Consider the following 23,252-nt stretch of genomic DNA (forward strand, 5'->3'; position numbering starts at 1 on the left):
GGAGGGGACTTACTCCCGATAGCGATCTGAACAACAACCAATGCCTTAAGCCGGAATCGCCTTGGCCTTCGGCTCCCGATCCCAGACCCGGTGCTGTGCAATCGCGGCAAAGAACGCCTTGAACGCTTTGGCATCCGCGCCCACGATCAGCCCCGTATCCACTTCAAGCTTGAGCAGATCGAGCAATGGCTTGGCATCACTGGCAACTGTGATTGCCTTCAAGTGCTTGTAGGCTTCCAGCAGGAAGTGCAACGCAACCCCATCACCGCTCAAGGCTTTCACCGATTCTCTCCCGCCAGGGACAAACACCGCATCAAAGGCAATGGACGGCATGCCTTCCATCGAGGCATCCACCTTCAAGTGCTTGCCATCGGCGGTCGTCACCGGCGCCGAGGTCGGCCCCAACAGCTTGGCATGCGCGCCCTCGGCTTCCAGCGCCTTCTTCAAGGCCGCAATCGCCGCGCCATCTACGCCATTGGCTGCAAGAATCGCCACTTTGCGCGTTTTGATATCGCCGGACAGCAGGTTCACCTGGCTCAACGCCGGCGACGTTTTCAACGACGCCTTGCGCACCGGCACTGTGCCTTGGGTCGGCGCCGGCAAGCCCAGGTTCTGCGCAACGCGCTTGGCCAGTTCCAGGTCGATATTGGCCAGAATTTCGTTGACCTGACGGACGCGGATAAACTCGCGCTCCACCTTGCCCAACTCGAAGCTGTAGGCCGCGATGATGTGCTCCTTCTCGTGGTGGCTCATGCTGTTGAAAAACAGCGTGGCCTGGGAGAAGTGGTCGCCAAACGACTCACTGCGTTCGCGCACCTTGTTGGCATCGACGCGCTCGTAATAGGTTTCAAAACCACCGTCCCGGGCCGCAGGCGGCGTTTCTTTCGGCCAGCCGCCATCAATCGAATTCGGCTCATACGCAGCCCGGCCCTTATCGATCACGGTGCGATGCTGGGCATCACGCTGGCCATTATGGAAAGGCACTACGGGCCGATTGATCGGCAGCTCATGAAAGTTCGGCCCACCCAGTCGGCTGATCTGAGTATCCGTGTAGGAAAACAGACGGCCCTGCAGCAGCGGATCGTTGCTGAAGTCGATACCCGGCACGATGTGGCCAGGGCAAAAGGCGACCTGTTCGACTTCGGCGAAGAAGTTGTCCGGGTTACGGTTAAGCACCATCTTGCCCAGCGGCGTAATCGGCACCAGCTCTTCGGGGATGATCTTGGTCGGGTCGAGCAGGTCGAAGTCGAACTTGTGCTCGTCTTCTTCCGCAACGATCTGCACCCCCAACTCCCACTCCGGGTAGTCGCCGCCCTCGATCGCTTCCCACAGGTCACGACGGTGGTAATCGGTATCTTTACCGGCCAGCTTTTGCGCTTCGTCCCACACCAGGGAGCAGGTGCCGACTTTGGGATGCCAGTGGAATTTGACGAAGCTCGACTGACCTTCGGTATTGATCAAGCGGAAAGTGTGAATGCCAAACCCCTGCATGGCCCGCAGGCTTTTTGGAATGGCACGGTCGGACATTGCCCACAGCACCATATGGGCAGACTCCGGCTGCAGCGAGACAAAATCCCAGAACGTATCGTGCGCCGAGCCGCCGGTCGGAATTTCGTTATGGGGCTCGGGTTTCACCGCGTGGACGAAGTCGGGAAATTTGATCGCGTCCTGAATGAAAAACACCGGCATGTTGTTGCCCACCAGGTCGAAGTTGCCTTCGTCGGTGAAGAACTTCACCGCAAAACCGCGCACGTCGCGCACCGTATCGCCCGAACCGCGCGGGCCCTGTACGGTGGAGAAGCGCACGAACACCGGGGTTTTATGCTCGGGGTTACGTAGGAAAGCGGCTTTGCTCAGCGCTGAATGGTTTTCATAGGTCTGGAAATAACCATGGGCGCCGGTGCCACGGGCATGCACGATGCGCTCCGGGATACGCTCATGGTCAAAGTGCGTGATTTTTTCACGCATGATGAAGTCTTCCAGCAGCGAAGGGCCACGGGCGCCGACTTTCAGGGTGTTCTGGTTGTCGGAAATCTTCACGCCTTGATTGGTCCGCAGGGCCTGCCTGGTAGCGTCGGAACGGAATGCCTCCAGGGCCTGCAGCTTGGCGTTGGTGTTGCCGCGGTCGACGGTATCGGTGCCCGCAAGTTCACTCTTCGGCGGGGTGGTTGGCTTCTTGGTACTCATCAGTCAAAACTCCTTATCCAAAGTGGCCAGAGCGGTCCCCGGCTCGTTTGAGCAAAACCCCAGGCACGGCACCCGGGAAATCGCGTTGCCTAAGTAGTGACTGACGTGGTTTTGCACCGTTCCTTTTTTTATGACCTTTGATCGCGTTATTGCCAAATCGCTGGATGAATGCGAAATAAATGCTAAGAAACGCTAAACGGACAGGCTAAAATGCGCGCCCGGCTAACCGCTGATCCCTTTTCAATGCGCCCCACAAGGTTCGCTACGTGATCGAGTTTCATAACGTCCATAAAACCTACCGCGTCGCCGGTAAGGAAATCCCCGCGCTACACCCCACCAGCCTGCGCGTCGAGAACGGTCAGGTGTTCGGCCTGATTGGTCACTCCGGTGCGGGAAAAAGTACCCTGCTGCGCCTGATTAATCGCCTGGAACAACCCAGCGGCGGTCAGATCAATGTCGACGGTGAAGAAGTCACCGCATTGGACGCCAATGGCCTGCGCCGTTTCCGTCAGCAGGTCGGGATGATCTTCCAGCACTTCAACCTGCTGGCCTCCAAGACAGTCGCCGATAACGTGGCGCTGCCGCTGACACTCGCGGGCGAACTGTCGCGCAAGGACATCGACCGGCGCGTGGCTGAACTGCTGGCCCGCGTCGGCCTGTCGGACCATGCCAAGAAGTACCCGGCGCAGTTGTCCGGCGGCCAAAAGCAGCGCGTCGGTATCGCCCGCGCCCTGGCCACCAAGCCCAAGATCCTGCTGTGCGACGAAGCCACCAGCGCCCTTGACCCACAGACCACCGCGTCGGTCCTGCAACTGCTGGCCGAGATCAACCGCGAATTGAAGCTGACCATCGTGCTCATCACCCATGAAATGGACGTGATCCGCCGCGTGTGCGACCAGGTCGCGGTGATGGACGCCGGCGTGATCGTCGAGCAAGGCTCGGTGGCGGATGTGTTCCTGCACCCCCAGCACCCGACCACCAAGCGTTTCGTCCAGGAAGCCGAGCAGGTCGACGAAGGCGAACAGCACGATAATTTCGCCCATGTCCCCGGTCGCATAGTGCGCCTGACGTTCCAGGGCGAAGCGACCTACGCGCCGCTGCTGGGCACCGTCGCCCGTGAAACGGGTGTGGACTACAGCATCCTGGCCGGGCGTATCGACCGCATCAAAGACATTCCCTACGGGCAACTGACCCTCGCCATCACCGGCGGCGACATGGACGCCGCATTTGCGCGCTTCACCGCCGCCGACGTCCACATGGAGGTGCTGCGCTGATGGAAGTCCTGATGAGTTTCTTCGCCAATATCGACTGGTCCGAAATCTGGCTGGCCACCGGCGACACCATGACCATGCTGTTCGGCTCGCTGTTCTTCACCGTGCTGCTGGGCTTGCCCCTGGGCGTGTTGCTGTTCCTGTGCAGCCCGCGTCAGTTGTTCGAGCAGAAGGGTTTGTACGCGCTGCTGTCGCTGGCGGTGAACATCCTGCGTTCGCTGCCGTTCATCATCCTGCTGATCGTGATGATCCCGTTCACCGTACTGATCACCGGCACGTCACTGGGTGTGGCGGGGGCGATTCCGCCGCTGGTGGTGGGCGCGACGCCGTTCTTTGCACGCCTGGTGGAAACCGCCCTGCGCGAAGTGGACCGCGGCATCATCGAAGCCACCCAGTCCATGGGCGCCACGACGCGCCAGATCATCACCAACGCCTTGCTGCCCGAAGCCCGTCCCGGCATTTTCGCGGCAATTACGGTGACGGCGATTACGCTGGTGTCCTACACGGCCATGGCCGGCGTGGTCGGTGCGGGCGGCCTGGGTGACCTGGCGATCCGGTTCGGTTACCAGCGCTTCCAGACCGACGTGATGGTGGTCACCGTGGTGATGCTGTTGGTGCTGGTGCAAATTCTGCAAACCGTCGGCGACAAGCTGGTGGTGCACTTTTCTCGAAAATAACGGCCATTGCCGGCCATAAGCCGGCAGATGCCCGAACAAGGAGCTTACTGGATGAAAAAACTACTGGTTGCCTTCGCTGCCGTCGCGGCGTTTTCCGCCCACGCCGAAACCCTCACGGTCGCCGCGTCGCCGGTGCCCCACGCCGAAATCCTCGAATTCGTGAAGCCTGCGCTGGCCAAAGAAGGCGTGGACCTGCAGGTCAAAGTCTTCACCGACTACGTACAGCCCAACGTACAAGTGGCTGAAAAGCGCCTGGACGCCAACTTCTTCCAGCACCAGCCGTACCTGGATGAGTTCAACAAAGCCAAGGGCACTCACCTGGTGAGCGTCGGCACGGTGCACCTGGAGCCCCTGGGCGCCTACTCCAGCAAGTTCAAGAAGCTGGAAGACCTGCCCAGCGGCGCCAACGTGGTGATCCCGAACGACGCCACTAACGGCGGCCGTGCACTGTTGCTGCTGGCCAAGTACAACCTGATCACCCTGAAGGACCCGACCAACATCCTGTCGACCATCAAGGACATCACCGCCAACCCGAAAAAACTCAAGTTCCGCGAACTGGAAGCCGCCACCCTGCCGCGCGTGCTGACCCAGGTCGACCTGGCGCTGATCAACACCAACTACGCGCTGGAGGCCAAGCTGGACCCGTCCAAGGACGCCCTGGTCATCGAAGGCAGCGACTCGCCTTACGTGAACATCCTGGTAACCCGCGAAGACAACAAGGATTCGGATGCGGTGAAGAAGCTGGTTGCCGCCCTGCACACGCCTGAGGTGAAGAAGTTCATCGAAGAGAAGTACAAAGGCGCGATCCTGCCGGCGTTCTGATCCGACTCGATCTCCAGCACACCAGCGATCAAAAAATGTGGGAGGGGGCTTGCTCCCTCCCACATTTTTTTGTGTTGCCTGCTATTTACGTTGCAACAACCCCGGCAACTGCGCGATCAGCTTCTGATTGTTCAACGGCGCACGGATAAACCCACGTTGCGTCCCGTCCGGGCCGATCAGCGCGAGGTTGCCGCTGTGGTCGACGGTGTAGTTGGGCTTGCTGGTGTCTGCCGGGATGAACGGGATGCTCACGGCGTTCGAGACCTTTTGCACATCGTCCACATTTGCACCGGTGAGGCCCTGGAACTGCGGATCGAAGTAGCCCAGGTATTGCTTGAGCTGGGTCGGGGTGTCGCGGTTCGGGTCGACGCTGACCAGGATCACCTGCAACTTATCCACAGCCTCTTTGGGCAGCTCGCTCTTGATCTGGCGCAGTTGGGCGAGGGTGGTGGGGCAGATGTCCGGGCAGAAGGTGTAGCCGAAGAACAGCAGGCTCCACTTGCCTTTCAACTCATTGACCAGCACCGGCTGGCCGTCCTGGTTGGTCATGCTCACCGGCGGCAACTGGCGGCTTTGCGGCAGCAGGATGATGCCGGCATCGATGAGCGCGGTGGGGTCGCCCTGGCCTTTGCCCGAAAGCACTTTGTTGACGGTCAGGCCCATGATCAACGCGACGATGGCGACCAGGATAAAGACAGTTTTTTGAGTTCGAGTCATAGGTTCAACAGTAAGTAGTGGTCTACGAGCAGGGCGATAAACAGCAAAAACAGGTACCAGATAGAGTACTTGAAGGTGCTGATCGCCGCGTGCGGCTGAGCGCCACGGTACAACACCCAGGCCCATTGCAGAAAGCGTGCGCCCAATAGCAGCGCGCAGGCCAGGTACAGCGGGCCGCTCATGTGGATGACATAGGGCATCAGGCTCACCGCCAGCAGGGCGAAGGTGTAGAGCAGGATATGCACCTTGGTGTAGTGCTCGCCATGGGTGACCGGCAGCATCGGAATGTCCGCCTTGGCGTATTCCTCCTTGCGATGAATGGCCAGGGCCCAGAAGTGCGGCGGGGTCCAGGCGAAGATGATCAACACCAGCAGCAAGGGTTCGGCGCTGACATGGCCGGTGACGGCGACCCAGCCCAGCAATGGCGGCGCAGCCCCGGCCAAGCCGCCGATGACGATATTCTGCGGCGTCGCACGCTTGAGAAAGCCGGTGTAGATCACCGCATAACCGAGCAGCGACGCCAGCGTCAGCCAGGCGGCCAGGGGATTGGTAAACGCCAGCAACAGCGCCAGCCCCGCAACAGCCAGAAACAAAGCAAAAGCCAGCGCTGCGCTCGGCGACACCCGCCCTTGCGCCAGCGGACGCTTGTGGGTGCGCGCCATCAGCGCATCGATGCGCCGATCCACCACATGATTGACCACCGCCGCGCCGCCGGCGCACAGGGCAATCCCCAGGTTGCCGAACACCAACACCGCCCACGGCACCCCGGCGCGGGTGGCGAGGAACATGCCCACCAGAGAGGTGATGAGCATCAGCACCACCACTTTCGGCTTGGTCAGCTCCAGGTAGTCACGCCAGATCGCCTGGCCGTGACGCGCGCCGATCAAGGTCGCCATGGCATTTCTCCTTTAAGGGTTACGAGGCCCGACGCTGGCTTGCGCGGGCTGAAGCGCCAACCGAACGGCAACTGATTGCGCACCCGGACCAGGCTGGTACGGGCGTGGTAATTAACCAGCACCAGCGTCAGCAACAGCGCTGCGCCGCCGGCGTTATGAGCGACGGCCACCGGCAACGGCAGACCGAAAGCCACATTGCTCACACCCAGGCTGATTTGCACACCCAGGGCGACCAGCAGCAGGCCCGCGAGCCGCGTCATGCCCACCGCGCGCAACTGCCAGGCCAGCACCAGCAGCACCAAGCTCACCAGCACAGCGCCGATGCGATGGGTCAGGTGAATGGCCGTGCGCGCCTCGCTGTCGAGCTGGCCGCCGAGGTAATTGGGGCCGATGTGCTGGGTCAGGTGAAAGCCGTTGGCAAAGTCCGCCGCCGGCCACCACTGGCCATGGCAGGTGGGCAGGTCGACGCAGGCCACCGCCGCGTAGTTGGAACTGACCCAGCCGCCCAGCGCGATCTGGCCGATCACCAGCACCAGCCCGGCGGTAGCCCAATATTGCAGGCGCCTGGGCACGATCAAGGCGGGCAACACACCGGACAGGCGCAGGCTCAGCAGAAACAGCAGGCTCAAGGTGGCAAAGCCGCCCAACAGATGACCGGTCACCACCTGCGGCCAGAGCTTCAACGTCACCGTCCACATCCCAAACGCCGCCTGGGCGAACACCACCGCCAACAGGAACAGCGGCAACTTCAGCGGCTGGCCGGGATCACGCCGATGGCGCCAGGAGCGCGCCGCCAACAGCACAATCAGCAGGCCCAGGGTGCCGGCGAAATAGCGATGGGTCATCTCGGCCCAGCCCTTGTCGGCTTCCACCGGCGTGTCGGGGAAATGCAGCTCGGCATGGGCCAGTTGCGCTTCGCTTTGCGGCACGCTGATGAACCCGTAGCAACCGGGCCAATCCGGGCAACCGAGGCCGGCGTGGGTCAGGCGGGTATAGGCGCCGAGCAGCACCACAATCAGTGCCAGCAAGGTGGCAAACAACGCGAGGCGAAATCCAGGTTTGGCCATGACGATGCCCTTATCCGATGTTCGACAGTTTCAGCAGGAGGCGCAGGTCGTTGAGCAAGTCCTTGCCGTTGACCCTGGCGTCGTAGCGCAGCACCAGGTTGCCATGGGGATCGACGATCCACAGTTGCGCCTCGCCCGGTGCAGCGGCGGCCTTGGTGAAGGTCGACAGGTCCAGCGGGTAGCGTTGCAATTGCGGGTACTCGACCTTGAGCTTGGCGTCGTAGTCGGCGCTGAGCGACTGCGCGCTGGCCAAGGCATGGCTGGCGCGGGAAGCGTCGCGCCCGAGGCCGATCTGCAGTTGCCGCGCCAGGTACACCAGTTGCTGGCAATCCGCAGCGCAGGCCGTGGGCGCGGTGACCAGCAGTTGCCAGCGCTGTTCGTCGGCCTGCACGCCGATGTCGGCACGGGTCTGGCCATTGCCGATCAACTCGCCGTGGTAGCTGCGACTGTCCGGCACCCAGAACTGCAGCTTGTACATGAAGGTGGCCAGCGCCATCGGGCCAATCACCATCATCAGGATCAGGATCAACTGCCAACGGCCTTTGCGCCGGTCGGGCACCTCAGACATGTTGAGTGGATTCATGGCCGCTCCCATGGGGCTTCTCCTTTTTGTTGTGCCAGCCGAGGTAGAGGTAAAGCGCCAGCAACGCCAGCGCCATGGCGAACCATTGCACGGCGTAGGCCAGGTGTTTTTCCGGGCCCATGGCCACGATCGGCCAGGTGGTTTCGTACGTACCGGGCCCGGCTTCGGCGCGCAGTTCGTAGGCAAACCCGCTGCGACCGAGCTCTGACCACAACATCGCCGGGTGCAACGCGGTCAACAGGCGCGGCCATTGGGTGCTCGCCGGGTCCGCATGCAACTGGAAGGTTTCGCCAGGCGCGACGTACACCCAGGCGTCGAGGTTCACCGCGTGTTCGGGGGTGCTGAACACCGGCGGCGTGCGCCGGTCCGGCCAGGGCAGCCAGCCGCGATTGAGCAACAGCCACAGGCCGCTGGCCTGGTCGTGGAAGGGTTGCAGCAGCTCCACACCGGCCTTGCCGTCGCGCATGCGGTTGTCCAGCAGCACGCTGTGTTCAGCATCCAACTGCCCGCGCAAATGCACTCGGCGGAAGGCCGGATCGGTCAGTTCATTAAGCTGCGCGCTGCTGATCGGCTCGGCCGCGCGTCGCTCGGCATAGCTGTCCACCAGCCGTTGTTTTTCATGCCCGCGGGACACTTGCCAGCCCCCCAGGCCCACCATCAACGGCAGCAACACCAGCACCACCAGCGTCGGCGCAAGGCCGGGGCGAAAGCGTTTCATGGCGCTGGCTATACTTGTTCTCATTGCCCGCCCATCCCCTCAATGCCCATCAAGCCCGGAGCCCAACCATGCTCAAAGCAGCCATCGCCCTGATGCTGATCGCGACCGTCGCGAGCCTGTTCAGTGGCCTGTTCTTTCTGGTCAAGGACGAGGGCCACTCCAATCGCCTCGTCACCGCCTTGACCGTGCGCGTCGTGCTGGCGGTGATCACCGTGGCGTTGATCGCCTGGGGCTTTTTCAGCGGCCAGTTGGTGTCTCATGCGCCGTGGTAGGCCGCCTCACAGCACATACACAAAGAAAAACAGCCCGATCCACACCACATCCACAAAGTGCCAATACCAACTGGCCGCCTCGAAGCCGAACTGATGCTCGGCATTGAAATGCCCGCGCAGGATGCGCATCAGCATCACAAACAGAATGATGGTGCCGATGGTCACGTGGGCGCCGTGGAAGCCGGTGAGCATGAAGAACGTCGCGCCATACACACCCGAGCCGAGCGTCAGGCCCAGCTCTTTATAGGCGTGGATGTATTCCTCGGCCTGGAACCCGAGAAACGCCAGGCCCAGCAGCACGGTGAGCGCCAGCCACAGCTTCAGCGCACCGCGATGGCCTTTGCGCAGGGCATGGTGGGCGATGGTGATGGTCACGCTGGAGCTCACCAGCAGGATGGTGTTGACCAACGGCAGCCCCCACGGGCTGATGGTGCCTTCGGGCGCGGGAAACAGCTTGGGATCGGGGTTGTTGAGCAGCGGCCAGGCGAACTCGAAGTTCGGCCACAGCATGTGCGCGATGCCCTTATGGCCTTCGCCCCCCAGCCAGGGACCGGACATGTGCCGCACATAAAACAGCGCCCCGAAGAACGCGATAAAGAACATCACCTCGGAAAAGATGAACCAGGTCATGCCCCAGCGAAACGAGCGATCCATCTGCGCGCTGTACAACCCGGCGCGGCTTTCCTTGATCACCGCGCCGAACCAGCCGAACAACATGTAGGCCAATAGCAGCCCGCCGACGAAAAAGATCCACGGTCCGTGGGATTCCGGGCGCGCAGCCTTCAGATCGTTGAACCACACGGCCAGGCCGTACACAGTGATCAACAGCCCGAACGTGGCAATTATTGGCCATTTGCTTTGCGCTGGTACGTAGTACGTATCATGAGTCGACATGTATTCGCTCTCCTGATTGAGCTCGCAAACAGTAGCTAGCCGCCGCTGTGGACAGCCACGGGCGGTTGGCGCGCTGTGATATCGAACAGCGTGTACGCCAGGGTCAGATGCTTCACATCCTTGGGCATGTCGCGGTCGACGATGAAGCGCACTGGCATCTCAATGCGCTCGCCCGGCTGCAGCACTTGCTGGGTGAAGCAAAAGCACTCGGTCTTGTGGAAGTACATCGCCGCTTCGGCCGGGGAAATGCTCGGGATCGCCTGAGCGGTCATCGGCTTGTCGCTGGGGTTGTAGGCCACGAAGAGCATCTCGTTGACTGCCCCCGGGTTGACCACGAGCTCATCGGCCTTGGAATGAAACTCCCAGACCATGTCGATGGCATTGGTGGACAGGAACTGCACCCGCACCTGCCGCGACGGGTCGACGATCTGCTCGCCCTCATACTGCCCGGCCGTCTTGCCGTTGATGCCGAACGCCTTGCACATCACGTCGTAGATCGGCACCAGGGCAAAGCCGAAGGCGAACATCGCCAGCACCAGGATCAGCAGGCGCGTGACCAGACGCTTGAGCGGCACGGAGTCAGCCATGGCGATCACCCGACAGTGTGGGAGGGGATTTGTGGAAACCGGTTCATTTGACCTCCGGCGGCGTGGTGAAGGTGTGGTACGGCGCGGGCGAGGGGACGCTCCACTCCAGGCCTTCGGCGCCATCCCACGGCTTGGCCGGCGCCGGTTTGCCGCCGCGGATGCACTTGATGACGATGAACAGGAAGAAAATCTGCGTGGCACCAAACATGAACGCGCCGATGGACGAGACCATGTTGAAGTCGGCGAACTGCAGGTTGTAGTCCGGCACCCGGCGCGGCATGCCGGCCAGGCCGACGAAGTGCATGGGGAAGAACGCCAGGTTCATGCCCACGAAGGACAGCCAGAAATGCAGCTTGCCCAGGGTTTCGTCGTACATGTGGCCGGTCCATTTCGGTAGCCAGTAGTAGGCCGAGGCGAAGATGCCGAAGATCGCGCCGGGCACCAGTACGTAATGGAAGTGCGCCACCACGAAATAGGTGTCGTGGTACTGGAAGTCCGCCGGGGCAATCGCCAGCATCAGCCCGGAAAAGCCGCCGATGGTGAACAGAATCACGAAGGCCACCGCGAACAGCATCGGCGTCTCGAAGGTCAGCGAGCCCTGCCACATGGTGCTGACCCAGTTGAACACCTTGACCCCGGTGGGCACCGCGATCAGCAGCGTGGCGTACATGAAGAACAGCTCGCCCACCAGCGGAATGCCGACCACGAACATGTGGTGCGCCCACACGATGAACGACAGGAACGCGATGCTCGCCGTGGCATAGACCATGGAGGTGTAGCCGAACAACGGCTTGCGCGAGAAGGTCGGGATGATCGAGCTGACGGCACCGAACGCCGGCAGGATCATGATGTACACCTCGGGATGGCCGAAGAACCAGAACACATGCTGGAACAGCACCGGGTCACCACCGCCGGCCGCACTGAAGAAGCTGGTGCCGAAGTGGATATCCATCAGCATCATGGTCACGCAACCGGCCAGCACCGGCATCACCGCGATCAGCAGGAACGCGGTGATCAGCCAGGTCCAGACGAACAGCGGCATTTTCATCAGGGTCATGCCGGGGGCGCGCAGGTTGAGGATGGTGGCGACCACGTTGATCGCGCCCATGATCGAACTGATGCCCATCAGGTGGATGGCAAAGATGAAGAAGGTCACGCTTTCCGGCGCGTAGGTGGTGGAGAGCGGGGCGTAGAAGGTCCAGCCGAAATTCGGCCCGCCGCCGGGGGTGAACAGGGTCGAGACCAGCAGCAGGAACGCCGCCGGCAACAGCCAGAAGCTGAAGTTGTTCATGCGCGGCAGGGCCATGTCCGGCGCGCCGATCATCAGCGGGATCATCCAGTTGGCCAGGCCGACGAATGCCGGCATCACCGCGCCGAACACCATGATCAGGCCGTGCATGGTGGTCATCTGATTGAAAAACGCCGGCTCGACGATCTGCAGGCCGGGCTGGAACAGCTCGGCACGGATCACCATGGCAAACGAGCCGCCGAGCAGGAACATGGCGAAGGCGAACCACAGGTACATCGTGCCGATGTCTTTGTGGTTGGTGGTCAGCACCCAGCGCATCAAACCCTTGGCGGGGCCGTGGGCATGGTCACCTGCGTGGCCATGGTCGTCGATTACAGCGCTCATGGCCGTTCTCCTGCAAGCGAGTGGGCGGGGCGGTTCGGGGCACAGCCAATGAAATGCGTCATTTGCTTTCCGCCTGCTTGATGGCCAACACATCTTTTGGCGTGACCATGTCGCCTTTGTTGTTGCCCCAGGCGTTGCGCTCGTAGGTCACCACGGCGGCGATATCCACTTCCGAGAGTTGTTTGCCGAACGCCGCCATCGCGGTGCCGGGCTTGCCGTGGTAGACGATGCTCAGGTGGCCTTCCTTGGGCCCGGTGGCGATCTTCGAGCCCTTCAGCGCCGGGAACATCGGTGGCAGGCCCTGGCCTTCGGCCTGGTGACAGGCCACGCAGGTGGTGTGATAGACCTTGTCGCCACGGGCCACCAGTTCCTCCAGCGTCCATTCCTTCGAGGTCAATTCCTTGAGCTTGGCGGCCTCTTGCTTACGCTCGCCGAGCCAGGTGTCGTAGTCCGCCTTGGATTTGACCTCGACCACGATGGGCATGAAGCCGTGGTCCTTGCCGCACAGTTCGGCGCACTGGCCACGGTAGATGCCGGGCTTCTCGACCCGGGTCCAGGCCTCGTTGACAAAACCGGGGATGGCGTCGCGCTTGACCGCAAAGGCCGGCACCCACCAGGAGTGGATCACGTCGGCGGCGGTCACCAGGAAACGCACCTTGGCCCCCACCGGCAGCACCAGCGGCTGGTCGACTTCCAGCAGGTAATGTTCGCCTTTGGTGGCCTGGTTATGGATCTGATCGGCGGGCGTGGCCAGGTTGCTGAAGAACTCAACGTCCTGACCCAGGTATTTGTAATGCCACTTCCACTGGTAGCCGGTGACCTGGATATCGATATCCGATTCCGTGCTGTCGTAGATGTTGATCAGTGTCCTGGTCGCCGGAACGGCCATCGCGATCAGGATCAGCAAGGGCACCACGGTCCAGAGAATTTCCACGGTGGTGCTTTCGTGGAACTTGGCCGCCACCTGGCCCGTGGAGCGGCGGTGAACGATCATCGACCAGAACATGGCGCCAAACACGACGATGCCGATCACCACACAGATCCAGAAAATGGTCATGTGCAGGTCAAACACAGCGTGACTGACTTCTGTCGCCCCTGGCGCCATATTCGTTGTCCAGGCGGCATGCGCCTGACCGAATACTGACCACAACAGGAGGCCCATCCAAACATGTGGATGTCGCGTCATTGCGGGTTCCCCTTATCGTTCTTGTTATCCCGCCGGTTTGCACCTGCGTCGAAGGGAGCGGCTTCCATACTGCTTACAACCGCTTAGCCTCACCTGCTTATGCAGTCTGGCGTCATCAGCGAATCGCGTACAAAACCGAGTATAGACAGCACCTGCCACCCCGCAATGTGCAGGGGCAAATGAGCTGAAACAGACGGACGGGACCCATAAAACCGGGAGCGGAATCGTTTATCCGACGAACGATGGCAATTCGATATAACAGCGGCGTATAACCATGAAATAATTATGACAAATGCGTCTTAGGCGCTTGTATAAACGAACTACCTTGTCCTTTCCCTTTTCCTACGCCTGCTTCACTGGAGCTTTCATGAACACCGCCGCATTGCGCGAGCAGATTTCCCGTGCCCATCAACACGAAACCAGTACCGGCCAGCTTACCCGCAAGCTGGAAGTCCAGTTACCGCACCTTCACCCGGCAATCTCCCTGCCCGATGTGGACGCCAAAGGCGTGATGACGCGCTTTGTCAGCGCCTACATTGCCCAGGTTCCGGACTTGCTGGACGCTGCAAACGATGTGGCCCGCGAAGCCGGTATCGAAAGCCAGATCAAGCCCGTGCTGAAGATCGCCGAGCATTTCTTCCTGCAGCCGCCCGCGATCCTTGCCGGCCATGAAGGGCTCGACAGCCTGCTGGACGAGGCCTACCTGGCCCATCGTCTGGTGGAGGAAGTGAACGATTTGTATATCAAACACTTTGGCCAGCCGTTGATTCCAGCGGACACCACGGTGGCCAACCTGATTGCCCATCAACTGATCGGCGAAGCATTCGCCAACCAGTTGGATGAAGCGGTGCATCACGCGGTGGATGAAATGCTCAACGAAGACAGCTTTGCGCTGGAGTCGGTCGAGGCCTACCGCGAACAGCTGAAAAGCCCCCACACGGAAGCGGCGTGGAAGCGCTGGCCGTGCCTGTCGCGACAGCTGGGCGTTGAATTGGCACTGGATCAGCCGGCCTAACCCCTCCCTGGAGCGAGCTTGCTCGCGAAAAACGTCAACGATGACGCGGGGATTCTGAATCTCCGCGGCGTCCTAGGGTTCTTCGCGAGCAAGCTCGCTCCTACAGCGGGTCAGCGATGGTCAGGCGGCGGCTGAGCCCAGCCCCGTCGTCGTGCGCACCCGACCTTCCAACCGGCGCTTCAATCCACGCGCCTCGATCATCAGCTTCGAGCCCTTGGCCGCATTGGCCCGCCCCCATTCCTCCAGCAACTCCAGACACGAATGGTCGATATAGCTCAGGTTACTCAATGGCACATGCACCGTGGTTCCCGCAGGCACCGTCGACAGTACCTGGGTCAGCGCCGGCACTTTCAAAAAGGTCGCCGCACCGGTCAGGCGCAACTCCATTTCACCGTCTTGAGGCAGATCGATCAGGCTGACTTTCAGCCGTGAAGCCTTGAACGCCAGGTTCACCAGCGTCAGGCCAAACCCCACCAGCACACCCGTCAGCAGGTCGGTCAAAACGATCGCCAACGCGGTGGCCGCATAGGTAAACATCGGCATCCGACCGTAGCGTCCCAACGCTTTGAACGCCTTGATGTCGACCAACTTGATCCCGGTGTATACCAGCACGCCCGCCAGGCTCGCCACCGGTATGCTTTGCAGCACGCTCGACAGCAACAGCACGAACCCCAACAGCCATACGCCATGGAACATCGCCGACAAGCGCGTGGTCGCGCCGGCCTGCACGTTGGCCGAGCTGCGTACGATCACACCGGTCATCGGCAGCGCACCGACCAAACCGCAGAGCATGTTGCCTACACCCTGGGCGGACAATTCCTTGTCGAAGTCGGAGCGCTGTCCGCTGTGCATGCGGTCGACCGCCGCCGCCGAGAGCAGGGTTTCGGCGCTGGCGATAAACGCCACGGCAAAGGCAGCGATCAACAGTTGCGGATCAGCCAGGTTGAGCAGATCGCTGGGGCGCAGCCAATCAATGGCATCGGCAAGGTTTTCCGGCACCTCCACGCGCTTGACCTGCAGCGTCAGCACCAGGCTGGTCACCGTTGCCAGTCCCACTCCCAGCAAGGCGCCCGGCACAAACCGCAGCGGTTGCGGGCGGAATTTATCCCACAGGTACATCACCAGCATGGTCGACACACCGAGCAACCCGGCCTGCCATCCCAGGCCGCCGCCCAGGGTCGGAATCGCCCCGGCCAACGCGGCCGGGAAGCCCGCCAGGTTATCCAGCCCGGAGGGTTTGGGCGCGCCGTCGAGCATCACATGGATCTGCGACAACACAATCAGTACGCCAATCCCCGCCAGCATGCCGTACACCACCGCCGGCGCCGTGACGCGGAACCAACAGCCCAGGCGCAGACGCCCGGCCATCAGTTGCAGGAAACCCGCCAGCAACAGGATCGGCCCAAGCATCAGCATGCCGTGCTGGCGCACCAGCTCGAACACCAACACCGCCAAACCCGCCGCCGGGCCACTGACCTGCAACGGCGAGCCCGCCATCCAGCCCACCACCAGGCCACCGATAATGCCGGTGATCAGGCCTTTGGCCGGCGGCATGCCGGACGCGATCGCGATCCCCATGCACAAAGGCAGGGCGACCAGAAACACCACCACGGAGGCCAACAGCTCCCGTGGCAGAACAGCTTTTAATTGAGCAGCACGCATGATGACTCTCCCAAGGCATTCGCCGGGCGCGGCAAAGCCTGGCTGCATCCATGGCAGCCACCGCTTTACCCGGCAGGGAAGTGTGTTTAGAAGCGCGCTTTAGGCGTCGCGCAAGGAATCGGCCCGGTACCGGTCAACGGTCGGAACGCCGATTGATCCGCATCGTAGGCGCGGATTTCGCTGGTCTCGATGTCGTAGATCCAGCCATGGATAAACAAATGACCATTGGCCATGCGCGAGGCCACGGAAGGATGGGTGCGCAAATGCTGCAACTGGGCGATGACGTTTCTTCGGTCAGCACCTTCATGCTCTCGCCTTCATTGGCGCAGTCGCAGTTGTCGTGGACCATGGTCTTGGCGACTTCGGCATGCCGCAGCCAGGCCTTGACCGTGGGCATCTTCTCCAGGCTCTCGGGGTTGAGCACCGCGCGCATCGCGCCGCAGTCGGAGTGCCCGCACACAATGATGTGCTGCACGCCCAGGGCCAGGACCGCGTATTCGATGGCCGTGGAAACGCCGCCGTTCATCTGGCCATAGGGCGGTACCACGTTGCCGACGTTACGGGTCACGAACAGATCGCCGGGGGAGCTCTGGGTAATCAGTTCGGGCACGATGCGCGAGTCGGCGCAGGTAATGAACATCGCCCGTGGGTTCTGGGCTGTGGCGAGTTTCTTGAAGAGTTCTTCCTGCTGCGGGAAGACGTCGTGATGAAAATGCAAAAAACCGTCAACGATATGCTTCAGCGCTGCATCGGCGGACTCCGCCACTTGAGCGGCAGAAGCCGACGCAGCCAACGGCTGTTTATCCTTGTCACTCATGATTCATCCTCTTGATTAATGCAGGGGAGTTTTCAGGTCAGTTCGACGTCAGGCCAATGGATTAGTTTTAAATGCCACAAACCAGGCTGCCGACTCATCAGTCACTCGCTGAACAAGGTAACCGTCGAAACTTAACTCAAACTGAACAAACCGCTCTAGATCGCGGGTTTCAGTGATATCAAAACGCGACTATTCCTACAGGAACGGTGCATTCATCCCTGTCAGTCTACAACAATGCCATCTGCCTGCCCGGTGGGCAGAACGCCGTGCAATCCAGGTTGAACCCTTCCCGTCGATCGAGCCCCAGGCGTTTGATCGCCTTGCTGAAACGCTGGGCCAGCAAGTCGGCGAACGGCCCCTCGCCACGCATGCGCACACCGAACCGGCTGTCGTACACCTCACCACCGCGCACCTGGCGCACCAGGCTCATCACATGGGCCGCGCGCTGCGGGTAATGCGCCGCCAACCACTCCTCGAACAGCGGCGCCACCTCCAGCGGCAGACGCAACATCATGTACGCCGCACTCTGCGCGCCGGCGGCGTGGGCTTCGGTGAGCAGGCTCTCCAGTTCGCTGTCGTTGATCATCGGAATCATCGGCGAACACAACACGCCCACCGGAATCCCGGCCTCACGCATCACCCGAATCGCCCGCAACCGCGCCTTGGGCGCCGCCGTGCGCGGTTCCAGGATGCGCTTGAGCTCGTCGTCCAGGCTGGTGAGGCTGATCATCACCGCCACCAGGCGTCGGCGGGCCAGTTCGGTCAGCAGGTCCAGATCACGCAGGATCAACGCCCCTTTGGTGATGATGGTCACCGGGTGCCGGTAGCGCAGCAGTACTTCCAGGGTTTGCCGGGTGATCCTGTACTCGCGCTCGATGGGCTGATACGGGTCGGTATTGGAGCCCAGGTTGATCGGTGCACACACATAGCCCGGCTTCGACAACTGCTGCTCCAGCACCGTGGCGGCGTTGGTCTTGGCGATCAACCTGGTTTCAAAATCCAGCCCCGGCGACAGGTCCCAATAGGCATGGCTGGGCCGCGCATAGCAGTAGATACAGCCTGTCCTTATCCATTAAGTCAACCCCTAGACACCGATGTGTGAGGGTATCACCAGGGAGAGGTAGAAATACCGGGTCTAACAGAAATGAATCGCATCCGCGGCGTGACCTAGGGCCAACGGGCTCATCGGCATTGGCTGCCCAGCTAACAGCAGATGTCGGCTCCTTAACAAGCCTCGACCAGAGCCGAACCTGCCACTACGTCATAGGTTTATGGCTGCAGGTAGTGAATCGTCCCAGCTTTTGAGACACACGATGCCACTTTTGGCTGGGAGTTCCAGGTAGTAGCAGGCCGGAATCGGCCAGATGCGGTCATTGCCCGGTGTCGATAGAATCCTTGGCTACATGACTCTGCTCTGACTTGGGCATCTGTATGCACTTCGATGAATTACTGGCACGGTCGGCCATGCTTGAGGACAGGCTTGTCGGCTTTTTCGCCCTGCCCTTGGTCAATGCCTCCAGTCGCCTGCAGGCAACCCAAGCTCTAGCTAGTCTAGGATTTGAGCACGCCCGGGGCCTGAAGCATCTGGTGGCAGCAGGGCTGTACACCTCTGCTGCAGCATTGCTGCGAGTACAGTACGAATCACTAGTTCGCGCACTGTGGGTGCTTTATGTAGCCAAGGATGGTCAGGCGGATTTAATGCTTGCTGAGCTCACACATGAGACGGCAAAGCAGGCAAGCAAAATCCCTATGCTCAGCCAAATGTTGGAAGAGATTGAGGTGAAAGCTCCGCACGCTCCGGTAGCACACCTAAAGGAGTTTAAGCATTACTCTTGGAGACCTTTGAGTTCCTACGTGCATGGAGGCATCCATGCAGTTAATCGTCACGGAAGGGGGTTTCCGCCAGAGCTGGTTTTAGCAGAGATCCAGCACTCGAATGGTCTGCTCGGAATCGCAGGCAATCTGCTTTTGATCCTTAGTGGTGTACCGCCGGAGACAGGGATGATGGCAGGCATCTACAAGGAGTTCCAAGACTGCTTCCCTGCTAATAACCCACCATACAAGCGTACGGCCGAACCGGCTCATTGACCGTTTGGAGTGGTCAGTTTTCGGCCAAGAGCAGACATTTCTGCGATGTTGAAGAGGCTCGCGCCCTGTTCAGTCTTAGGCCGTCAAGCCCCATGACATTTTTTATATTTCAGGCCAGAGCCACAGGGGCATCGATCATTTCTTCCTACCGCACCGAACATCTGCCCGATAGTAGGTTTCAACGCCTCATAGGCGAGTTGGGCAATGTAATTTGATTGATTTTCAACTTCCTGACGTTGCTCGCCAGTCAACCCGTCAAAATAAGGACCCAAACGTGTCATTTCAGCATCTGCGTCATCGTGCCGCCCGCATAGTGCCAGTATCACCGCATATTGGCTTCGTACCTGAACCAGCCTGTTCACCAGTCCAGCCGTATTTACAATCGGCAAAACGTGCTGCTCCATGACTTCTCTGGCGCCTTCATAGTCTTTCCTGGCGACAAATTCATCCGCCAAATCCTGGCCGACCCGCACCATAGACTCTGGCGCACCGGCCATGTTGTAGAACTTCATCGAATGAATACGGATGAATGGCGTTGGTTTTCCACGCGCTTGAAGGATTATTGCGTACAACTCTAGTGCGTCGGCGAGATGTTTGAGATGTTCATGAACATTTTCTGGGCGTTTTATAATTTTCCATAGCACATCCGCATTTTTACCCATCACATCTGCCGGACGAATACCGAACAGGTCGTAATATCCATCAGTGACCTTCCAGCACAGCGCTTCTGCCTCCTTATATCTCTTTAACTTCCATAGAGCTATGGCATGGTTATAGTCAAATATGCGTTCATGCTCAGCATCGGGCAACTTCGTGATGGCCTGCTCTACAAGCCGCTTAACCTCGTATGCGTTACCATTTTCTGCTGAGAATAATATCCGTTTCATTGCATATGCAATTTGTTCACGAAAATCAAACTTATACTCAATAAGAAGAGCTTCCATGGCCTCAAGTCGCTGGACGATTTTATCAGGACGGCCTTCTCGAAGCTCAGAGAAAACTAGTCCATCCAACGCCCAGAATTTATGAACAGGTTCCAGTGTATCTGAATTCGTTGCTCGTTCTAGACTTGCCAGTATGTCGACGTTAATACCCATCTCATAAAATAGCTCCTCGCCTGAAAGTGCGATGAGTGTCATGACATCGTTGAGTTTGATATAAACCTGGGTCAACAACGCGAATCTTGATGTGTCGCGAGTTTTGTGAAGGCTCACGACCAGCAGCTCTTTCAATGCCATAAGTGCGTTATTTGCCACCGCCGGATCCATAAGCTCCAAGTGCTGCAGCCCCAGTGCTCTGACGGCGTCATGTACCTTCAGCATCTGGTTCCCAAAAATCTCAACGGTGCCGGTGGCCCGCATTTTCTTAAGAATTGAGGCAGCGCCACCTGTGGATACATTTAGTGACTTGACCAGAAGCTCACAAACTTCTTCGCGACTCAACCCCACATCAGTCAGGCTGAACAATGCCAGCGAATCCTGAGTTAACTTATCAAACCCCTGATAAATACGGGTAAGGATGACTTCCTGCGCAGTCTCGACACTGTTTTCCTGCTGCTGAAGTTCAGCGCACAGCACATCGACATTGCCTCCGTATTCTGTGACCGCTATTTTTGCAGCGCTCTGAACATACAGCGGCAGTCCACCGGTATAAGTCCGCAGTTGCTCGTAGCCTTGAGCGGTGGCATAGCCACCGAGATCGTCTACTGCTGCGGCCACCGTATCAATATCCCACCCCAAAAGTGCCTCACGCTGCAGTCCAGTAACAGCTTCCAGCTCGCGGACGTTGTCATGGGGCTGGCACAGCAGGACGAAACGAATGCATTTGGTTGCATTCAGTGTATCGCGCAGATTTTCTACAGGAACACGATGCGCATTATCTAAAATCAGCAGCAGGGTGGCTCCTTGCTGATCCAGAAATGTGTCGAATGTTCTGAGTGCCTCGTAACCACTGGCGCCCGGCAGCAGGATTTTTCGCAGACCATCCCGATCCGGCGTTGCAAATTTCGCTGCCAACTCACGAACCAGTGTGCTCGCCAGAGCAGGGCCCGGAAGGTCGCCGGTGTCATAGTAGGCACACAGCTGAGAGCAGTGTAGAGCTGCCTGCGCTGCCCACGCTGTCTTGCCTGCACCGGATAATCCGCAAATGATACGTACACGCTCGTCGGATGCGAGAGATGGCTCCAGTTTTTGTGGCCTGTAAAACGCTGGAGGTGCGGGGAAATCCTGTAGTTGAACGATGAGTTGCTCAAATAGCGCAGGTAGGTCTTTGGCGTGAAACGCATGCTGTTTGTTCGGGGCACTACCCGTGGCTGCAAGCTGCGCCAGTCCGGCTAGCTTCCATATCAGGGAATCCGGGGACAACAATGAAAAATTCAGCTTCTCCGCTTGGGCGATACACCATGCCGCTGCATCAGTTAGCGACTCCCAGGCGGGCGGAAGTGCCGGGTGGCGTTCAGAAGTAGATTGGGGCCAAACGAAAAGAACATCAGGGGGGAGTTTTTTATCGTTGATAGTCTGCTGGAACTGAACGCTCGGTGCTTGGTTCGCGACGATAACAAAGGCAGCCTCGCCTTTGCGCATCCCCTCAGCATGCTCATTTCGCAGGTTTTCAAAACGCTCTAGGGCGCTTGAAATATCGCTGGGAATGATTGGTTTTGAACGGGTCTTAACCTGCACATAGATTCGTCCCTGATCGGTAACAAGCTCAATATCCTCATCAAGCTCAACCATCACCACATCGACGGCGGCCGCCTGCGCTAATAGCAAGCAACCAACGGTATACAGGTGCTGATATAAGAATCCTCTGTGTACCGCTTCGATGCGTATCAGTTGAGTAACATCTAGCACATCTGGAGTGCTTTTTTCATCGCCTCCCTGCATTTTTTTGATCTCTCGTAATTGCTAAATAGAATAAATTCGAATTAACACTACAACTCATGGAGTCGCCAGCGTACCCGAGCCCCTAGCTTCCGACCAGTCACGGTCTGCCCAGCCACGGCTCAATGATCGCGGTAATTCGCGGGTACTGACTGTCCGAGTTGCAGCTCGCAGATGTCTGCTCCTGGCCGACAGCGGCTATCACCAGAGTCCACTATCGGCCATTTTGCGCACGCAGCGCTCTTACTTACATGCCATCAGTTCGCTTTTTATCCTTCAAGTAATCTGCGTACATGTCAGCAAGCTCAGCCTCTCGGTCGCGATCCTGATCTGTCTCAATCTTGGTTACTGCTACCCAGCCCTCTTCGAATAGCCACTCACCAGGGCGCCGCACCAACGTAACTTCAACGTCCAGATAAAATTCACAACCAGCGTATGGACGATCTTGATCCTGCTCACCCGAGTAAGTAAACGAAACCTCCAGTACCAGTAGGCCTTTGGTTTCATCATACGACGAAGATGTCACCTCAAAATCTTCACACGAATAGTCGTAGGCATTGGTGTCTGCCGCTTCGCCCGATAGCAGGTTATCAATCTCCTCGCAAAATCGCTCGTACACTGGGCTCCCGTAAATAGCATCGGCAGGATCCGACGAACCTAGGGATGGTCTGAAGTAGTTGTGTATTTCTGGCTGACTTCAGCCCCTGCCGATTTTAAAAGCGGCAAATCGATCAAAAACGCTCAGATCACCCGCTTATTTCTGTGTTTTTAGCCGCCGCGAGCACCTCGCGGCAGCCATTTTCCACATTACAGGCGCACCTCTCCTGCATTCGCCAGTAAATGTCGGCGCGCCATCCACAGGTTCGACAGCGCGAACAGCGTCATCAGTTGCGCCGTGTTCTTCGCCAGACCACGGAAGCGCACCTTCACATAACCGAACTGGCGCTTGATCACCCGGAACGGATGCTCGACCTTGGCTCGTACCTGAGCCTTGGCCTTCTCAATCTTGCGCTTGGCTTTGTACAAAGCACTGCGCTTATCAAGCTTCTTGTAAGTACTACGGCGGGCGGCGATCTGCCAGATGACCCCCGGCCTTCATGTTCAGGGCGTTTCTCGACGCCGGTGTAACCCGCGTCGGCACCGACCATGTTCTCATCGCCGTGCAGCAGCTTATCGACCTGGGTGACATCGGCCACGTTGGCCGCCGTGCCCACCACGCTGTGCACCAAGCCCGACTCATCATCGACACCGATGTGCGCCTTCATGCCGAAGTGGTGAGTC

The 23,252-nt window shown here is 59.4% G+C and carries 19 protein-coding genes and 3 pseudogenes; 6 read left to right on the forward strand and 16 right to left on the reverse strand.

What is annotated here, in order from left to right; genetic code table 11:
- Positions 1-45 precede the first annotated feature (45 nt).
- Entirely contained in the window at positions 46-2,187 is a 2,142-nt protein-coding gene (katE, locus tag ACLH0J_RS03355) for a catalase HPII (protein ID WP_411390867.1), read from the reverse strand.
- A 266-nt stretch (positions 2,188-2,453) separates the two neighbouring features.
- Here katE and ACLH0J_RS03360 point away from each other — a divergent pair, with 266 nt between their 5' ends.
- The 3 genes from ACLH0J_RS03360 to ACLH0J_RS03370 are packed head-to-tail and all read left to right on the forward strand — an operon-like array spanning position 2,454 to position 4,957.
- Positions 2,454-3,461 (forward strand): methionine ABC transporter ATP-binding protein, encoded by a 1,008-nt coding sequence (locus tag ACLH0J_RS03360; protein WP_411390868.1) that lies wholly within the window; start codon positions 2,454-2,456, stop codon positions 3,459-3,461.
- Complete coding sequence (locus ACLH0J_RS03365; protein ID WP_411390869.1) at positions 3,461-4,135, forward strand: methionine ABC transporter permease; 675 nt, start codon at positions 3,461-3,463, stop codon at positions 4,133-4,135. Before ACLH0J_RS03360 ends, ACLH0J_RS03365 begins: the two co-directional genes overlap by 1 nt.
- 51 nt (positions 4,136-4,186) lie before the next feature.
- Complete coding sequence (locus ACLH0J_RS03370; RefSeq protein WP_411390870.1) at positions 4,187-4,957, forward strand: MetQ/NlpA family ABC transporter substrate-binding protein; 771 nt, start codon at positions 4,187-4,189, stop codon at positions 4,955-4,957.
- A gap of 81 nt (positions 4,958-5,038) precedes the next feature.
- On the opposite strand, the gene ACLH0J_RS03375 is transcribed toward ACLH0J_RS03370, so the two are convergent.
- From ACLH0J_RS03375 to ACLH0J_RS03395, 5 genes are read right to left on the reverse strand one after another with little or no spacing between them, the layout of a single operon-like run.
- Positions 5,039-5,674 (reverse strand): SCO family protein, encoded by a 636-nt coding sequence (locus ACLH0J_RS03375; RefSeq protein WP_411390871.1) that lies wholly within the window; start codon positions 5,672-5,674, stop codon positions 5,039-5,041.
- On the reverse strand, positions 5,671-6,570 hold the full coding sequence (cyoE, locus tag ACLH0J_RS03380; protein ID WP_411390872.1) for a heme o synthase: 900 nt from the start codon (positions 6,568-6,570) through the stop codon (positions 5,671-5,673). The genes ACLH0J_RS03375 and cyoE overlap by 4 nt, the downstream gene beginning before the upstream one ends.
- The gene (locus tag ACLH0J_RS03385) at positions 6,558-7,637 is read right to left on the reverse strand and encodes a COX15/CtaA family protein (RefSeq protein ID WP_411390873.1); all 1,080 of its coding nucleotides are present in this window, start codon (positions 7,635-7,637) and stop codon (positions 6,558-6,560) included. The genes cyoE and ACLH0J_RS03385 overlap by 13 nt, the downstream gene beginning before the upstream one ends.
- Positions 7,638-7,647: 10 nt before the next feature.
- Positions 7,648-8,232, reverse strand: a complete 585-nt coding sequence (locus tag ACLH0J_RS03390; protein ID WP_411390874.1) for a hypothetical protein — start codon at positions 8,230-8,232, stop codon at positions 7,648-7,650.
- Complete coding sequence (locus tag ACLH0J_RS03395; RefSeq protein ID WP_411390875.1) at positions 8,198-8,962, reverse strand: SURF1 family protein; 765 nt, start codon at positions 8,960-8,962, stop codon at positions 8,198-8,200. Before ACLH0J_RS03395 ends, ACLH0J_RS03390 begins: the two co-directional genes overlap by 35 nt.
- Before the next feature lie 44 nt (positions 8,963-9,006).
- Here ACLH0J_RS03395 and ACLH0J_RS03400 point away from each other — a divergent pair, with 44 nt between their 5' ends.
- Positions 9,007-9,210, forward strand: coding sequence for a twin transmembrane helix small protein (locus ACLH0J_RS03400; protein ID WP_017849009.1), 204 nt, complete (start codon positions 9,007-9,009; stop codon positions 9,208-9,210).
- Positions 9,211-9,216: 6 nt separating this feature from the next.
- On the opposite strand, the gene ACLH0J_RS03405 is transcribed toward ACLH0J_RS03400, so the two are convergent.
- Genes ACLH0J_RS03405 through coxB form a run of 4 tightly spaced genes read right to left on the reverse strand, consistent with a single transcriptional unit; the run spans position 9,217 to position 13,510 of the window.
- Positions 9,217-10,104, reverse strand: a complete 888-nt coding sequence (locus ACLH0J_RS03405) for a cytochrome c oxidase subunit 3 (protein ID WP_411390876.1) — start codon at positions 10,102-10,104, stop codon at positions 9,217-9,219.
- Positions 10,105-10,139: 35 nt separating this feature from the next.
- Positions 10,140-10,691: a cytochrome c oxidase assembly protein gene (locus tag ACLH0J_RS03410; RefSeq protein ID WP_411390877.1), complete on the reverse strand. Its 552-nt coding sequence runs from the start codon at positions 10,689-10,691 to the stop codon at positions 10,140-10,142.
- Positions 10,692-10,734: 43 nt separating this feature from the next.
- Complete coding sequence (gene ctaD / locus ACLH0J_RS03415) at positions 10,735-12,324, reverse strand: cytochrome c oxidase subunit I (RefSeq protein WP_411390878.1); 1,590 nt, start codon at positions 12,322-12,324, stop codon at positions 10,735-10,737.
- 58 nt (positions 12,325-12,382) lie between these two features.
- Entirely contained in the window at positions 12,383-13,510 is a 1,128-nt protein-coding gene (gene coxB, locus ACLH0J_RS03420) for a cytochrome c oxidase subunit II (RefSeq protein WP_411390879.1), read from the reverse strand.
- Positions 13,511-13,877: 367 nt separating this feature from the next.
- Here coxB and ACLH0J_RS03425 point away from each other — a divergent pair, with 367 nt between their 5' ends.
- Entirely contained in the window at positions 13,878-14,525 is a 648-nt protein-coding gene (locus ACLH0J_RS03425) for a hypothetical protein (protein WP_411390880.1), read from the forward strand.
- A 120-nt stretch (positions 14,526-14,645) separates the two neighbouring features.
- Here ACLH0J_RS03425 and ACLH0J_RS03430 read toward each other — a convergent pair whose 3' ends face one another.
- The 3 genes and pseudogenes from ACLH0J_RS03430 to ACLH0J_RS03440 all read right to left on the reverse strand — a co-directional run.
- Positions 14,646-16,187, reverse strand: a complete 1,542-nt coding sequence (locus ACLH0J_RS03430) for a SulP family inorganic anion transporter (protein WP_411390881.1) — start codon at positions 16,185-16,187, stop codon at positions 14,646-14,648.
- A gap of 86 nt (positions 16,188-16,273) precedes the next feature.
- Positions 16,274-17,004 (reverse strand): annotated as a pseudogene (locus tag ACLH0J_RS03435) (carbonic anhydrase).
- A 226-nt stretch (positions 17,005-17,230) separates the two neighbouring features.
- A pseudogene (locus tag ACLH0J_RS03440) lies at positions 17,231-18,064 on the reverse strand (PA0069 family radical SAM protein); the annotation flags it as partial.
- A 371-nt stretch (positions 18,065-18,435) separates the two neighbouring features.
- On the opposite strand from ACLH0J_RS03440, the gene ACLH0J_RS03445 reads away from it, so the two are divergent.
- Positions 18,436-19,092: a DUF6988 family protein gene (locus tag ACLH0J_RS03445; protein ID WP_058410394.1), complete on the forward strand. Its 657-nt coding sequence runs from the start codon at positions 18,436-18,438 to the stop codon at positions 19,090-19,092.
- A gap of 83 nt (positions 19,093-19,175) precedes the next feature.
- Here ACLH0J_RS03445 and ACLH0J_RS03450 read toward each other — a convergent pair whose 3' ends face one another.
- The 3 genes and pseudogenes from ACLH0J_RS03450 to ACLH0J_RS03460 all read right to left on the reverse strand — a co-directional run.
- Positions 19,176-21,974, reverse strand: a complete 2,799-nt coding sequence (locus tag ACLH0J_RS03450) for an SEC-C metal-binding domain-containing protein (protein WP_033987773.1) — start codon at positions 21,972-21,974, stop codon at positions 19,176-19,178.
- Between the two features lie 244 nt (positions 21,975-22,218).
- Complete coding sequence (locus ACLH0J_RS03455) at positions 22,219-22,590, reverse strand: hypothetical protein (protein WP_051488632.1); 372 nt, start codon at positions 22,588-22,590, stop codon at positions 22,219-22,221.
- Between the two features lie 188 nt (positions 22,591-22,778).
- Positions 22,779-23,248: pseudogene (locus tag ACLH0J_RS03460) on the reverse strand (IS5 family transposase); the annotation flags it as partial.
- Between the last annotated feature and the right edge of the window lie 4 nt (positions 23,249-23,252).

This window comes from Pseudomonas sp. MPB23 (assembly GCF_046605395.1).
Lineage (GTDB): Bacteria > Pseudomonadota > Gammaproteobacteria > Pseudomonadales > Pseudomonadaceae > Aquipseudomonas.

Coding starts and splice junctions, on each gene's coding strand:
- katE (WP_411390867.1), bottom strand. CDS start 2,187: ATGAGTACCAAGAAGCCAACCACCCCGCCGAAGAGTGAACTTGCGGGC.
- ACLH0J_RS03365 (WP_411390869.1), top strand. CDS start 3,461: ATGGAAGTCCTGATGAGTTTCTTCGCCAATATCGACTGGTCCGAAATC.
- ACLH0J_RS03370 (WP_411390870.1), top strand. CDS start 4,187: ATGAAAAAACTACTGGTTGCCTTCGCTGCCGTCGCGGCGTTTTCCGCC.
- ACLH0J_RS03375 (WP_411390871.1), bottom strand. CDS start 5,674: ATGACTCGAACTCAAAAAACTGTCTTTATCCTGGTCGCCATCGTCGCG.
- cyoE (WP_411390872.1), bottom strand. CDS start 6,570: ATGGCGACCTTGATCGGCGCGCGTCACGGCCAGGCGATCTGGCGTGAC.
- ACLH0J_RS03385 (WP_411390873.1), bottom strand. CDS start 7,637: ATGGCCAAACCTGGATTTCGCCTCGCGTTGTTTGCCACCTTGCTGGCA.
- ACLH0J_RS03390 (WP_411390874.1), bottom strand. CDS start 8,232: ATGGGAGCGGCCATGAATCCACTCAACATGTCTGAGGTGCCCGACCGG.
- ACLH0J_RS03395 (WP_411390875.1), bottom strand. CDS start 8,962: ATGAGAACAAGTATAGCCAGCGCCATGAAACGCTTTCGCCCCGGCCTT.
- ACLH0J_RS03400 (WP_017849009.1), top strand. CDS start 9,007: ATGCTCAAAGCAGCCATCGCCCTGATGCTGATCGCGACCGTCGCGAGC.
- ACLH0J_RS03405 (WP_411390876.1), bottom strand. CDS start 10,104: ATGTCGACTCATGATACGTACTACGTACCAGCGCAAAGCAAATGGCCA.
- ACLH0J_RS03410 (WP_411390877.1), bottom strand. CDS start 10,691: ATGGCTGACTCCGTGCCGCTCAAGCGTCTGGTCACGCGCCTGCTGATC.
- ctaD (WP_411390878.1), bottom strand. CDS start 12,324: ATGAGCGCTGTAATCGACGACCATGGCCACGCAGGTGACCATGCCCAC.
- coxB (WP_411390879.1), bottom strand. CDS start 13,510: ATGACGCGACATCCACATGTTTGGATGGGCCTCCTGTTGTGGTCAGTA.
- ACLH0J_RS03425 (WP_411390880.1), top strand. CDS start 13,878: ATGAACACCGCCGCATTGCGCGAGCAGATTTCCCGTGCCCATCAACAC.
- ACLH0J_RS03430 (WP_411390881.1), bottom strand. CDS start 16,187: ATGCGTGCTGCTCAATTAAAAGCTGTTCTGCCACGGGAGCTGTTGGCC.
- ACLH0J_RS03445 (WP_058410394.1), top strand. CDS start 18,436: ATGCACTTCGATGAATTACTGGCACGGTCGGCCATGCTTGAGGACAGG.
- ACLH0J_RS03450 (WP_033987773.1), bottom strand. CDS start 21,974: ATGCAGGGAGGCGATGAAAAAAGCACTCCAGATGTGCTAGATGTTACT.